This window comes from Amycolatopsis sp. NPDC045836 (assembly GCF_056431745.1).
Genome location: NZ_JBWKKF010000009.1, coordinates 233,020 through 244,343, shown reverse-complemented (window position 1 = coordinate 244,343; position 11,324 = coordinate 233,020). Strand labels below are relative to the sequence as shown.

The following is an 11,324-nucleotide window of genomic DNA, read 5'->3' as shown; positions in this document are numbered from 1 at the left end:
GGGGTGATCGCTCGGGTACTGAACGATGAGATCGAAGCGGGCCGCCTGCCCGGCGCCGTGGTCGGCATCCTGCGCGGGGGCGAACCCGTGTACCTGGAGGCCTTCGGCTACCGCGACCCGGTCGCGCGCACGCCGATGACCACGGACACCCTGTTCTGGCTAGCGTCGATGACCAAGCCGGTGGTCACCGCGGGCGCGTTGAAGCTGTACGAACGCGGACTGCTCATTTTGGACACCCCGGTCGGCGAACTGTTGCCCGCACTGGCGGACCGGCAGGTCGACGGCGCCCCGGCCGAGCGCCAGCCGACGGTGCTCGACCTGCTGCGGCACACTTCCGGCATGGTGGAGGGCCTGCTCGGTTCGAGCCCGGTGCACGAGTTGTACGCCGAGGCCGTCGGCGACGGGATGACCTCGTTCACCGGCGCGGAGTTCGTCGAACGGCTGGCGCCGCTGCCGTTGCTGCACCAGCCGGGGAGGGTGTGGCACTACGGCTGGGGTCTCGATCTGGTGGGGCAGATCATCGAACGCCTCACCGGCCGTCGACTGCGCGACTACTTGCGGGAAGAGGTCTTCGAACCGGTTGGCATGCACGACACCGGGTTCGGCGTGCCGGACGAAAGCCGGTTCGCGCGTGCCCTCGACCCGTCGGCCATTCCGGACCTGTCCCGCGCGCGGTTCGACTCGGGCGGCGCCGGCCTGGTCGGCACGGCGCCGGACTACCTGCGGTTCATCGGCGCGCTGCTGGGTTACGGCGATCTGCTGCACCGGAAGACGCGGGAGTTCATGACCACCGACCAGTTGCCGCCGGGCACCGACGAGTCGTGGCTGCAACGCATGGAACCGGGCTACGGCTTCGGCCTCGGCGTCGCCGTACGGCGCGGCGTCGCCGGGGGCCCGACCGCGGGCTCCCCCGGCGAATTCACCTGGCCGGGCGCTAGCGGCACTTGTTGGTGGGCGGACCCGGTGGAGGACCTCGGCGTGGTGTTCCTGGCGCACGCCCCGGACCAGCGGCGGCGGTACTTCCCGCTGATCCGGGCCCTGGCCCTGCAATCCCTCGACTGACCGCAGGCCACGCCGGACGATCAGGTTGATCGATTCCGTGGCGGGGTAGTCGCGGGGTATGGCGCAGCGGACATCGGTGGCGCGGCAGGACCTGGCGTCGCGCGTTCGGCAGTGGTTCGTGCGGGCTCGATCGGACAGCCACGAGCGGCACACGCTCGCGTTGATCGGCAAGAGCGCGCTCGCCGCCACGGTCTCGTGGGTCGTGGCGCACGACCTGATGCACGCCCGGTCGCCGGCGTTCGCGCCGTTTTCGGCGGTGCTGATCATGCAGGTGACGGTGTACCAGTCGTTCGTGCAGGCGCTGCGGTACGTCGGCGCGGTGTCCGCCGGGGTGGCGCTGCAGCTGGTGCTCGGCCTGGCCGCCGGGCCCGCGCTGGTGACCTTCGTGCTGATGACCGTGGCCGCGATGCTGATCGGCCGCTGGCGCGCCCTCGGTGCACAGGGCTCACAGGTGGTCACGGCGGCGTTTTTCGCCTTCTCCACCTACGTTTCCGCGAGCACCGGGCTCGAACGGCTGACGCAGCTGGGCCAGATCGTGCTGCTGGTGGTCATCGGCTGCGGCACCGGCGTCCTGGTGAACCTGATGATCCTGCCGCCCATGCGGTACCGGAGCGCGGAACACGGCATCCAGACGCTCGCGCACTCCCTGTGCGACCTGCTCAGCGACATGCACCCCGCGTTGCGCGAGGGACTGCTGGAGGAGGAACGCACCAGCCACTGGCGTCACCGCGCCACCCGGCTCGGACCGCTGACGGCACAGGCGCAGTCCGCGGTGCGGACCGCCCAGGAAAGCGTGTACCTGAACCCGCGGCGGCTGTTCCGCCGTCATTCGCACCACACCAGTTTCACCGGTTACCAGACCGTCATCGACGCCCTGGAACGCGTGACGTACCAGGTCGGCTCGATGACGCGCAGCCTGAACCAGTGGCACGGCAACGAGAACCCGCACGAGTTCCTGGCCCACTACGGCGATTTCCTGGCCGCCATCGCCGAAGTCATGCACACCCTGACCGAAATCGACGAAAACCGGCTTCCCGAGCAGACTTCTCGGCTCTGCTCCGCCACCAAGGCCGCGCAAGAGCAACAACGGCGCCTGGACGACTACGCCGCCAACAGCGACCTGCCGGTCAGCGACCCCTCGCACCCCTACGGCATCCTGCTCGCCGAAGCCACCCGCCTCATGGACGAAGCCCAGCACACCTGCGACGTCCTACAACACCAAACCAAGCCCGACTGATGGAGTCCCGGTGGGAGTCCGGGGGCTCGGCCCCCACAACGGGAAAGGGTGCTGGGAGGGTGGCCGAAGGCCACGCGAACACCACTCGCGTGGAGCTGAGGGGAATCGAACCCCTGACCCCCGCCTTGCAAAGGCGGTGCTCTACCAATTGAGCTACAGCCCCGGAGCGGGCGGCCTCACCGGCCGCTCGCGTCGGAAGTTCAGTTGTTCGCGGCGTCCGAGGCCTTGGCCGGGGCGCTGCCGTTGTTCGACACGGCACCGAGCGGCTTGCCGGTCGGGGCGGTGGCCTCGCGCCAGAGGTCGGCTTCGGCCTTCGCGTCCTTGTTGCGCTTGACGACAAAAAGAACGCCGGCCGCGACAACCGCGAGCGCCAACAGCTTCTTCACCCTGGGCCCCTCTCCACGAACAAATCCGCTTGCCCGGTCGATGCTACTGCACTCGGCGGTGCCCCGTTTGCGCGGTCCACGACCGGGTAGCCGAGGGGTGGCCACGTTTGCCGACAGGAGGGACGAGATGACTCACCGGGACGAACAGCAGGAAGGCGTCAAGGGAGCCGTCGAAGACGTCAAGGGCAAGGTCAAGGAGACCGCGGGCACTTTCCTCGGCAACGACGACCTGCAGCGCGAAGGCCAGGCCCAGCAGGACAAGGGCCAGTCGCAGCAGGAGGTCGCCGACAAGGAGGACGAGCTGCGCCGGGCCAAGGAGAAGGCCAAGATCGACGAGGCCAGGCAGCGCGCCGAACAGTGACGGGATGAACAAGGGGCGGGGTGCGCACCCCGCCCTTGTTCCACGTGGAACCTCAGTCGATCCGGTCCTTGGTCTTCTCCACGACCAGCCGCACGTTCTCGAGGCGACCGCAGTTGGTCTTCAGCAGGGTGTCCCTGGCCACCAGGAACGCCGCCCCCAGCTTCGCCCGCTCGTCCGCGGGCACCTCTTCACGCGCGTCGTTGAGCAGGGTCTGCTCCTCCTCGTTGACGTGGTGGTTGAGCTTCTCGGCGAGTTCTTCGAGCTTCTCGTCGTAGTCGTCCCCGTTGAGGTCTTCGACCTCCAGGAACTCCAGCAGCGCCTTGTTGATCTCGGCGTGCTCCTCTTCGCTGTGCTCGACGTCCTCGTCGTCGGAGGCCTTCTTCTCCAGCTGCGGGTAGACCTCGCGCTCCTCGGCCTCGCCGTGCGCCACGAGCAACTGCGACAGCTCGTCACGCAGCTTGGCCCGGTCGGAGGACGAGTCCCGCAGGCCGCGCAGCAGCTCTTCGAACCTGCGGTGGTCGTTCAGGATCAGTTCGACGACGTCATCGGACATCGGAGTCCTCCATGGGGAAGCCGGTGGTGGTCAGCTACGCCAGGAAGTGCCCCGCCGGCCCGGAAACGAAACAACCCCCGCCATCAGGTGACGGGGGTTGTTCCGAGGGTGGGCCCACCAGGACTTGAACCTGGGACCTCTTCGTTATCAGCGAAGCGCTCTAACCGCCTGAGCTATGAGCCCTGAGAACGAGGAGAAGCTTACCCGACGCCTTCCCCGCTCCGTTCACGGGGTCACTCCCGTTCCGAGAGGGTCACCTCCAGGCCCCCGGCGAGGTCGGCGGAGACGTTGTAGATGAACGCGCTGACCGTGGCCAGCGCCGACAGCAGCACGATGTTGATCGCGCCGATGATGGCCGCGATGCCGAACACGCGACCGGCGCTGATCAGCGGTTCCGCCGCGGTGGCGGTCCCCTCGCCCTGGACCAGGGAGGTGTAGGTGCCGTTCAGCTTCTCCCACACGCCCATGCCGTCGAGCACGGTGTAGAGCACGCCGACCGCGACCAGCCAGACGAAGAACATGGCCACGCCGAGCACCAGCGACAGCTTCAGCACCGACCACGGGTCGAACCGCTTGATCTGCAGGCTCGCCCGCCGCGGGCCGCGGCCGGGGCGGCGCAGGGCGGTCGTCGTGGGCCGCTTGCCGGAGCCACCCGATTCCCTGGCCGGGGCGCTGTCGCCGCCGAACAGCCGGGAGGTCGCCGAGCCGCTGGCCAGCGGCTGCTCACCGCTGGAGGGGTTGTGGTCGTACTGCACCGGCGGGGGCGCGGCGGCGGGCTGGGGTGGCTCCGCCGCCACCGGCCACTTCTCCTGGACCGTCGCCTCGCTGCCGGACTCCGCCGAAGCCGGAGCCGACGCCGGAGCCGCGGCCGAAGCCGAAACCGGGGCTGAAGCCGGAACCGGGTTCGAAGCCGGAGCCGCGGCTGAGGTGGGAGGCACCGCGGGCGTGGTGGCGGGCTCCGGGGCGGCCGGGGCCGAACCGTTGCCCTCCTCCTTCGCCACGCGCTGCCACGGCGGCGTCGCCGGCCCCGCCGTACCGTTCGATCCGTGGGTCTCGGGCTTCTCGGGTGGTGTCACGAAGCGTCAGTCCTTACCGAATCCGGAACCACTAATCCTGTGGCTCCTGCGTGTCGTCTACTCCGGCTGCACCGTTGACGTCTGACGGCTCGTCCGCGTTGCGCGCGACGGCGAGCAGCGTAGTGCCTTCGCCGAGGTTCATCAGCCGCACGCCCTTGGTCTGCCGACCGGCCTTGCGCACCTGCTCCGCCGGGGTGCGGATGACCCCCCCGCTCGAGGTGATGGCGTACAGCTCGTCGTCGGCATCGACGATGAGCGCCGCCACCAGCCTGCCACGGCGCTGGTCGTGCTGGATGGTCAGAACGCCCTTGCCGCCGCGGCCCTGGATCGGGTAGTCCTCGATCGGCGTGCGCTTGGCGTACCCGCCGTCCGTGGCGACCAGCAGGAACTTGTCCGCGGTGACCACGTTGATGCCGAGCAGCTCGTCGCCGTCGTTGAACCGCATGCCCAGCACACCGGAGGTGGCGCGGCCCATCGGCCGCAGCGCCTCGTCGGTGGCGTGGAAGCGGATGGACTGGCCGTCCGAGGAGACCAGCAGCAGGTCGTCCTCGGCCGAGACCAGCACCGCGCCGACCAGCTCGTCGCCCTCGCGCAGGTTGACCCCGATCAGCCCGCCGGAGCGGTTCGAGTCGAAGTCGGCCAGCTTGGTCTTCTTGACCAGGCCCCGTCGCGTCGCCAGCACCAGGTACGGCGCGACCTGGTAGTCCTTGATCTGGATCACGCTGGCGATCTGCTCGTCCGGCTGGAACGCCAGCAGGTTCGCCACGTGCTGACCGCGGGCGTTGCGGTTGGCCTCGGGCAGGTCGTACGCCTTCGCGCGGTAGACGCGGCCCTTGTTCGTGAAGAACAGGATCCAGTCGTGCGTGGAGCAGACGAAGAAGTGCTGGACGATGTCGTCCTGCTTGAGCGTGGCGCCCTGCACGCCCTTGCCGCCGCGCCGCTGCGAGCGGTACAGGTCGGTCTTGGTCCGCTTGGCGTACCCGGTCCTGGTGATGGTGACCACCACGTCCTCGACCGCGATCAGGTCCTCGATGGAGACCTCGCCGTCGAACGGGATGATCTGGGTGCGCCGGTCGTCGCCGTGCTTGCCGACGATCTCGGTCAGCTCGTCGGAGATGATCTGCCGCTGGCGCTCCGGCCGGTCCAGGATGTCCTTCAGGTCGGCGATCTCGGCCTCGATCCTGGCCAGTTCGTCGACGATCTTCTGGCGTTCCAGCGCGGCCAGCCGGCGCAGCTGCATGTCCAGGATGGCGGTGGCCTGGACCTCGTCCACGTCGAGCAGCTGGATCAGCCCGGTCCGCGCCTCGTCGGCCGACGGCGACCGGCGGATCAACGCGATCACCTCGTCGAGCATGTCCAGCGCCTTGACCAGGCCGCGCAGGATGTGGGCGCGTTCCTCGGCCTTGCGCAGCCGGAACCGGGTCCGGCGGACGATGACTTCGACCTGGTGCTTGACGTAGTGCCGGATGATCTGGTCCAGCCGCAGCGTGCGCGGCACGCCGTCGACCAGCGCCAGCATGTTGACGCCGAAGTTGTACTGCAGCTGGGTGTGCTTGTAGAGGTTGTTCAGCACCACCTTCGCCACCGCGTCCCGCTTCAGCGTGACCACGATGCGCATGCCGCGGCGGCTGTTGGACTCGTCGGCGATGTCCGCGATGCCGGTGAGCTTGCCGTCCCGGACCAGGTTGGCGATGTTCTCCACCAGGTTGTCCGGGTTGACCTGGTACGGCAGCTCGGTGACCACCAGGATGGTGCGGCCCTTGGCGTCCTCTTCGACCTCGACCACCGCGCGCATGCGGACCGAACCGCGGCCGGTGCGGTAGGCGTCCTCGATGCCGGCGTGGCCGAGGATCAGGCCCTTGGTCGGGAAGTCCGGCCCCTTGATCCGCTGCAGCAGCGCGGCGAGCAGTTCGTCCTCGGAGGCGTCCGGGTGCTCCAGCGCCCAGATCACCCCGTCGGCGACCTCGCGCAGGTTGTGCGGCGGGATGTTCGTCGCCATCCCGACCGCGATGCCGGAACCGCCGTTGACCAGCAAGTTCGGGAACCGCGACGGCAGCACGTCCGGTTCCTGGGTGCGGCCGTCGTAGTTGTCCGAGAAGTCGACGGTGTCCTCGTCGATGTCGCGGAGCATCTCCATCGCCAGCGGCGCGAGGCGGGCCTCGGTGTACCGCATGGCGGCGGCCGGGTCGTTGCCCGAGGAGCCGAAGTTGCCCTGGCCGTCGATCAGCGGGTTGCGCATCGACCACGGCTGCGCGAGGCGGACCAGCGCGTCGTAGATCGCCGAGTCACCGTGCGGGTGGTAGTTGCCCATCACGTCGCCGACCACGCGCGAGCACTTGTTGTACCCGCGCTCGGGCCGGAACCCGGAGTCGTACATCGAGTACAGGATCCGGCGGGCCACCGGCTTCAACCCGTCACGCACGTCCGGCAGCGCCCGCGACACGATCACGCTCATCGCGTAGTCGATGTAGGAGCGCTGCATCTCCTGCTGGATGTCGACCGGTTCGACGCGGTCGTTCTCCGGCGGCAAGGTTTCCGTCATCTGGTCCTTCTATGGTTCAGGAAGAGTCCGTGGCGGGACTACACGTCGAGGAAGCGGACGTCCTTGGCGTTGCGGGTGATGAACGAGCGGCGGGCCTCCACGTCCTCGCCCATCAGGACCGAGAACAGCTCGTCGGCGGTGGCCGCGTCGTCCAGGGTGACCTGGCCGAGCAGCCGGTTGGCCGGGTCCATCGTGGTCTCCCACAGCTCCTCGGCGTTCATCTCGCCGAGACCCTTGTAGCGCTGGATGGCGTCGTCCTTGGGGAGCTTCTTGCCCGCGGCCACGCCCTCGGCGATCAGGCCGTCGCGCTCGCGGTCGGAGTAGGCGTACTCCGGCTCCTGCCGCGGCCACTTGATCTTGTACAGCGGCGGCCGCGAGAGGAAGACGTGCCCGTGCTCGATCAGCGGCCGCATGAAGCGGAACAGCAGGGTGAGCAGCAGCGTGGTGATGTGCTGGCCGTCGACGTCGGCGTCGGCCATCAGCACGATCTTGTGGTAGCGCAGCTTGGCGAGGTCGAACTCGTCGTGGATGCCGGTGCCCAGCGCGGTGATCAGCGACTGGACCTCGGTGTTCTTCAGCACCCGGTCGATCCGGGCCTTCTCCACGTTGATGATCTTGCCGCGGATCGGCAGGATCGCCTGGTACATCGAGTCCCGGCCCTCCTTGGCCGAGCCGCCCGCCGAGTCGCCCTCGACGATGTAGAGCTCGCACTCCTCCGGGTTGGTGGAGCGGCAGTCCTTCAGCTTGCCCGGCAGGCCGCCGATCTCCAGCGCGCCCTTGCGGCGGACCAGGTCCCGCGCCTTGCGCGCGGCCATCCGCGCCTGGGCGCTGGAGATGGACTTGTTGATGATGGTCTTGGCCTCGGCCGGGTTGCGCTCGAACCAGTCGGCCAGCCACTCGTTGGTCTTCGACTGGACGAAGGACTTCGCCTCGCTGTTGCCCAGCTTGGTCTTGGTCTGCCCCTCGAACTGCGGTTCGGCCAGCTTCACCGAGACGATCGCGGCGAGGCCCTCGCGCACGTCGTCACCGGTGAGGTTGCTGTCCTTCTCCTTGAGCAGCTTCTTGTCGCGCGCGTAGGCGTTGACGATGCGGGTCAGCGCGGCGCGGAAGCCCTCTTCGTGGGTGCCGCCCTCGTGCGTGTTGATCGTGTTGGCGAAGGTGTAGACCGACGGCGTGAAGCCGGTGTTCCACTGCATCGCGACCTCGACCTCGAGGCCGTCGCCCTTGGCGTCGAAGGAGATGACGCTGCCGTGGATCGGGTCCTTGCTGCCGTTGATGTGCTTGACGAAGTCCTCGAGCCCGCCCGGGTAGCAGTAGACGCGCTCCTTGACCCTGGCCTGCTGGCCGGAGGCGTCCTCCTCGGTGTCCTCCTCGGCCACGCGCTCGTCGCGCAGGCTCAGCGTGAGGCCCTTGTTCAGGAAGGCCATCTCCTGCAGCCGCCTGGCGATGGTCTCGGCGTTGTAGGTGGTGGTCTCGAAGATGTCCGGGTCGGCCCAGAAGGTGACCGTGGTGCCGGTGCGGTCGGTCTCCCCCGCCTCGATCAGCGGCCCGGGCACCGACTTGTCGTAGTGCTGCGTCCAGATCTTGCCGCCGAGGTGGATCTCCACGTCCAGCGCGGTGGACAGCGCGTTCACCACGGAGACGCCGACGCCGTGCAGACCACCGGAGACCGCGTAGGAGTCGCTGTCGAACTTGCCGCCGGCGTGCAGCACGGTGAGCACGACCTCGACGGTGGGCTTCTGCTCCTTGGGGTGCATCTCCACCGGGATGCCGCGGCCGTCGTCGATCACCCGGACCCCGCCGTCGGCCAGTAGGATGACCTCGACCTTGGTCGCGTAGCCCGCCATCGCCTCGTCGACGGAGTTGTCCACGACTTCCTGGACCAGGTGGTGCAGGCCGCGTTCACCGGTCGAGCCGATGTACATGCCGGGGCGCTTGCGGACCGCTTCAAGACCCTCGAGCACGGTGATGGACGATGCGTTGTAGTCGTTCTTCTTCGCTGTCACCGGCGTGTTTTCTCCTCGTCTCGAGCAGCGCGGTCATCCCGCTACTGACATGGTACTTGGCCACGTCCGCTCACATGCGGCAAGGACACCTCTGATTTCGTCACAGAGCCACGAACTCGGCTCGGGTCGACTCGGCTAATGGTTCAGCACGGCTCCGCGCGCTCTCGGGGCAATGAGTCAGCCCCGCGTCAAGCCTCTCTCACCCGTATGTGTCACGCGGGCCGCGGCCGGAGACGTGCCGTGGTCCCTTTCGCCAGCTCGGCGCGGTCGGCCCCTGGATCCGCATGCGCTTGACCACGCCGTTCCCCACCCCGGCGGCGATCTTGCCGATCAGCTGGCCCTGCAGCAGGCGCAGCTGGGTGGCCCAGGCGGTGGAGCTGGCGCGCACGGTCAGCTCGCCGTCCTTCAGCGCCACCGGCTGCGCGTGCTCGGCCACCTCCTCGCCGACCAGCCTGGCCCAGTGGCCGAACACCTGCCCGGAGGCGAGCCTGCCGTTCCACCCGCGTTCCACCGCGATCCGGGACGCGATCCGGCCGAGCGGCTGCGGATCGCGGGAGTCCGCCCCCGGCCCGGACCACCGGCGGCGGCGCGGGTCCTGGCGCGAGCCGGTGACCGGGCGCTTGCCGAGCGGGGTCTTGCGGGACTGCGCCTTCGCGCGCGCGGCCTCCAGGGCCGCCCTGGCCAGGTCCCGGCCGGACTGAGGCTGTGGATCACCGTTCCCGTTCGGCGCAGCGAGTTCGTCACTTCGCGTAGTGGAAGCCGCCGCTTCGGCCGACTGCGAGGCCGTGGACCGCCCATTCGGCCGCTTGGTCACACGCGGCGATAACTGATTCACGGTGTTATCCACACTATCCACAGGTTTGTCCCCAGATGGGTGGGCAACCGCTGCCGTCGCGGTCACCCGGGGTCGCCGGATCGAACTCGGCTCGCACCCGGTCAGGCAAGCCGCACCTCTCCCTCCGTGACGGCGAAGCGCCGCCCGGTCAGCTCCTCGGGCACGTCCTCCGCCACCGCCGCGGTCACCAGCACCTGCTCGGCGGCGGCCGCGACCTCGGCCAGGCGCGCACGGCGCCGCCGGTCCAGTTCGGCGAAGACGTCGTCGAGCAGTAGCACCGGCTCGCCCGCCTCGGCCCGCAGCAGCTCGTAGGAGCCGAGCCGCAGCGCCAGCGCGAACGACCAGGACTCGCCGTGGCTGGCGTAGCCCTTCGCCGGTGCCTCACCGAGCACGAGGTCCAGCTCGTCCCGGTGTGGTCCGACCAGACTTACCCCGCGTTCGAGCTCCTGCGGCCGCGACTCGCCGAGCGCGGTCACCAGTATCTCGGTCAGCTTGCCGATGTCCGCCCGCTCACCTGCGGGAACGCCGTACCCGGACGGCAGCGCTCCGCCCAGGCTCGACCGGTAGGAGATCAGCGCGGGCCGCGAGTCCGGGGCCACCCCCCGGTAGGCGGCCGAGGTGTGCGGGGCCAGGTCCGCGACCAGGTCGAGCCGCCCGGCGAGCAGCTGCGCCCCGGCCGCGGCCAGGTGGTTGTCCCAGACGTCCAGCGTGCTCAGCGCGTACGGGTCCGCCCTGGCACTGCCCCGCTTCTTGCCGGTGGTCTTGAGCAGCGCGTTGCGCTGGCGCAGGATCCGCTCGTAGTCCGCGCGCACCCCGGCGTACCGGGGCGCGCGCTGGACCAGCAGTTCGTCGAGGAACTTCCGGCGTTCGCCGGGGTCGCCGCGCACCAGCGCCAGGTCCTCCGGGCAGAACAGCACCGTGCGGAGGATGCCGAGCACGTCCCGCGGCTTGCCCACCGCGCCCCGGTTCACCCTGGCGCGGTTCGCCCGGCCGGGGGTGATCTCCAGTTCCACGGTCAGCTCGCGGTCCTCGTTGACCACGGCCACCCGCACCAGCGCGCGCTCCTGGCCGTGGCGGACCAGCGGCGCGTCGGTGGCGACCCGGTGCGAGCCGAGCGTGGCGGCGTACCCGATCGCCTCGATCAGGTTCGTCTTGCCACGCCCGTTCTGCCCGACCAGCACGGTCGGGCCCGGTTCGAGCGGCAGGTCGGCGTGCTCCCAGGAGCGGAAGTCCGTGACCTGCAGATGACGGAGGTACACCGCGCTC

The 11,324-nt window shown here is 69.3% G+C and carries 10 protein-coding genes and 2 tRNA genes; 3 read left to right on the top strand and 9 right to left on the bottom strand.

Annotation, left to right across the window (positions count from 1 at the left end; genetic code table 11):
- Nucleotides 1-3 precede the first annotated feature (3 nt).
- Together AC07EG_RS19765 and AC07EG_RS19760 are read left to right on the top strand one after the other, a co-directional pair.
- Nucleotides 4-1,062, top strand: coding sequence for a serine hydrolase domain-containing protein (locus tag AC07EG_RS19765; RefSeq protein ID WP_478254568.1), 1,059 nt, complete (start codon nucleotides 4-6; stop codon nucleotides 1,060-1,062).
- Between the two features lie 58 nt (nucleotides 1,063-1,120).
- Nucleotides 1,121-2,299 carry an FUSC family protein gene (locus tag AC07EG_RS19760; protein WP_478254567.1) on the top strand — a complete coding sequence of 393 codons (1,179 nt, stop codon included), beginning with the start codon at nucleotides 1,121-1,123 and terminating at the stop codon, nucleotides 2,297-2,299.
- A 90-nt stretch (nucleotides 2,300-2,389) separates the two neighbouring features.
- Here AC07EG_RS19760 and AC07EG_RS19755 read toward each other — a convergent pair.
- Nucleotides 2,390-2,462, bottom strand: a tRNA-Ala gene (locus AC07EG_RS19755).
- Between the two features lie 37 nt (nucleotides 2,463-2,499).
- Nucleotides 2,500-2,685, bottom strand: coding sequence for a DLW-39 family protein (locus AC07EG_RS19750; protein ID WP_478254566.1), 186 nt, complete (start codon nucleotides 2,683-2,685; stop codon nucleotides 2,500-2,502).
- 127 nt (nucleotides 2,686-2,812) lie between these two features.
- Between AC07EG_RS19750 and mbp1 the strand changes: the two genes are divergently transcribed.
- Nucleotides 2,813-3,046 (top strand): microaggregate-binding protein 1, encoded by a 234-nt coding sequence (gene mbp1 / locus AC07EG_RS19745; RefSeq protein ID WP_478254565.1) that lies wholly within the window; start codon nucleotides 2,813-2,815, stop codon nucleotides 3,044-3,046.
- A 52-nt stretch (nucleotides 3,047-3,098) separates the two neighbouring features.
- On the opposite strand, the gene AC07EG_RS19740 is transcribed toward mbp1, so the two are convergent.
- From AC07EG_RS19740 to recF, 7 genes are all read right to left on the bottom strand, one after another.
- On the bottom strand, nucleotides 3,099-3,599 hold the full coding sequence (locus tag AC07EG_RS19740) for a hemerythrin domain-containing protein (RefSeq protein WP_478254564.1): 501 nt from the start codon (nucleotides 3,597-3,599) through the stop codon (nucleotides 3,099-3,101).
- A gap of 109 nt (nucleotides 3,600-3,708) precedes the next feature.
- Nucleotides 3,709-3,782, bottom strand: a tRNA-Ile gene (locus AC07EG_RS19735).
- A gap of 50 nt (nucleotides 3,783-3,832) precedes the next feature.
- Nucleotides 3,833-4,675, bottom strand: coding sequence for a DUF3566 domain-containing protein (locus tag AC07EG_RS19730; protein ID WP_478254563.1), 843 nt, complete (start codon nucleotides 4,673-4,675; stop codon nucleotides 3,833-3,835).
- Between the two features lie 31 nt (nucleotides 4,676-4,706).
- Nucleotides 4,707-7,217, bottom strand: a complete 2,511-nt coding sequence (gene gyrA, locus AC07EG_RS19725) for a DNA gyrase subunit A (RefSeq protein ID WP_478254562.1) — start codon at nucleotides 7,215-7,217, stop codon at nucleotides 4,707-4,709.
- 38 nt (nucleotides 7,218-7,255) lie between these two features.
- Complete coding sequence (gene gyrB, locus AC07EG_RS19720; RefSeq protein WP_478254561.1) at nucleotides 7,256-9,223, bottom strand: DNA topoisomerase (ATP-hydrolyzing) subunit B; 1,968 nt, start codon at nucleotides 9,221-9,223, stop codon at nucleotides 7,256-7,258.
- A 199-nt stretch (nucleotides 9,224-9,422) separates the two neighbouring features.
- Entirely contained in the window at nucleotides 9,423-10,058 is a 636-nt protein-coding gene (locus tag AC07EG_RS19715; protein WP_478254560.1) for a DciA family protein, read from the bottom strand.
- A 101-nt stretch (nucleotides 10,059-10,159) separates the two neighbouring features.
- The gene (gene recF, locus AC07EG_RS19710) at nucleotides 10,160-11,317 is read right to left on the bottom strand and encodes a DNA replication/repair protein RecF (RefSeq protein WP_478254559.1); all 1,158 of its coding nucleotides are present in this window, start codon (nucleotides 11,315-11,317) and stop codon (nucleotides 10,160-10,162) included.
- Between the last annotated feature and the right edge of the window lie 7 nt (nucleotides 11,318-11,324).

Coding starts and splice junctions, on each gene's coding strand:
- AC07EG_RS19760 (WP_478254567.1), top strand. CDS start 1,121: ATGGCGCAGCGGACATCGGTGGCGCGGCAGGACCTGGCGTCGCGCGTT.
- mbp1 (WP_478254565.1), top strand. CDS start 2,813: ATGACTCACCGGGACGAACAGCAGGAAGGCGTCAAGGGAGCCGTCGAA.
- AC07EG_RS19740 (WP_478254564.1), bottom strand. CDS start 3,599: ATGTCCGATGACGTCGTCGAACTGATCCTGAACGACCACCGCAGGTTC.
- gyrA (WP_478254562.1), bottom strand. CDS start 7,217: ATGACGGAAACCTTGCCGCCGGAGAACGACCGCGTCGAACCGGTCGAC.